Origin of the sequence: Streptomyces sp. NPDC002785, assembly GCF_040295565.1 — a bacterium.
In the GTDB taxonomy this organism is placed as follows: Bacteria; Actinomycetota; Actinomycetes; order Streptomycetales; family Streptomycetaceae; genus Streptomyces.
In genome coordinates, this window is the sequence record NZ_JBEOVN010000413.1 from 1 (window position 1) to 1,704 (window position 1,704).

Genomic DNA, 1,704 nt, shown 5'->3' on the forward strand with positions numbered 1-1,704 from the left:
GCCGGCTTTCCGCACGCAGAGAGGGCCCGGTGTGCGGAAAGCCGGCCCGGCGGGTACGGGAAACGGCCCGCCGGCCCGTAACCGCGGTGCAACAAACGAGCCTCCCGGTGGCAGCTTGATGCAGCCGCCGTTGTCCGTCTTCCGAAGCCGGTGCGACAGTGCTCGGAATTGACCGATGTCGGCCATGTCCGGTCGAGGGATTTACCCCCCGGGATATCTGCCGCACACACACTGCGCAATCCCTGCCAAGGCGATCCGCTAGAGGTGGAAGAGAATCATGCTCGCTGGTGACGGAGTACCGCTTACGTCCGCGCAGTCGGGAATCTGGTTCGCCCAGCAACTCGACGCTTCGAATCCGATCTACAACGCCGGCGAATACCTGGAAATTCACGGGTCCGTCGATGTTGCAGTATTCGAGGCCGCGCTGCGGCAGGTTGTGGCCGAGGCGGAGAACCTGCGCGTCACCGTCGTGGAGACGCCCGACGGGCCCCGCCAGTACGTCCACCCGGACCCCGAGTGGCAACTGCGGATCATCGATGTGAGCAGCGAAGCCGACCCACGGGAGTCGGCCGAGGCATGGATGCACGCTGACCTGGCGCGCCCTCAGGACCCGACAGCGGGCCCACTGTTCCTCTTCGTACTCTTCCGTGCCGCCGACGACCGCTGGTTCTGGCTGCACCGTTACCACCACCTGCTCGTCGACGGGTTCACCGTGGCGCTCGTCGCCCGGCGCGTCGCCGAGGTCTACACCGCCCTGCTGAGCGGAGGGACGAGCAGCAATCCCTTCGGCACCCTGGACAGCCTCGTCGGCATGGACACCGCCTACCGTTCCTCCGACGCCTTCGACGCCGACCGCAAGTGGTGGGCGGAAAAACTGGCCGGCCGGCCGGAGCCCGTGAGCCTCTCCAGCAAGGAACCCGCGGCCGCCCGCGGCCTGCTGCGCCGTACCGAGTACCTGGACGCCGGGGCGGCCGAGACGCTCCGCGACGCGGCCCGTGACGCGGGGGTGCCGTGGCCCTGCATGATGACCGCCGCCGTCTCGATCTATCTGCACCGGCTCACCGGCGCGGAGGAGATCGTGCTCGGCCTCCCCGTCACCACCCGGCTAGGCAAGGTCGCACGCGGCGTGCCCGGCATGGTCTCCAACGTGCTGCCGCTACGAATTCCGGTGAGTCCGGCCGACACGCTCCCCCAGCTGCTGGCACAGATCTCCCGCGAGATGCGCGGTGCCATGAAGCATCAGCGCTACCGCTGCGAGGACCTGCGCCGCGACCTCCAGCTCCTCGGCAGCGACGAGCGCCTGACCGGGCCCCAGGTCAACATCATGATGTTCGACTACGCCCTCACCTTCGGCGACCACCGGGCGACCGTCCACAACCTCTGCATCGGCCCCGCCGACGACCTGTCGGTCATCGTCTACGACCGCACCGACGGCCAGGGTCTGCAGATCGACTTCGACGCGAACCCCGAGCTCTACTCCGAGCGCGAACTCGCCTTCCACCTGCGGCGCTTCGTCGGATTCCTGGCAGAACTGGCCCAGGCCCCGGCCGGCCGGGCCATCGGCGCCCTCGACGTGGCCACCGCCGCGGAGCGCGACCTCGTCCTGGCTGCCGGTGCTGGTGCGGCGGTGGGTGAGGCCGGTGCGGACGGGGCGTCGTTGGTGGAGTTGTTCGAGGCGCGGGCGGCCGGGACACCGGACGCGGT

At 69.2% G+C, this 1,704-nt stretch carries 1 protein-coding gene; it reads left to right on the forward strand.

All coding sequences use genetic code 11. The annotated features are described in order from the left end of the window. Positions 1-277: 277 nt before the first annotated feature. Positions 278-1,704, forward strand: a 1,427-nt coding sequence (locus ABTZ94_RS37450; protein ID WP_351207917.1) for a condensation domain-containing protein, incomplete at its 3' end; no start/stop codon positions are given.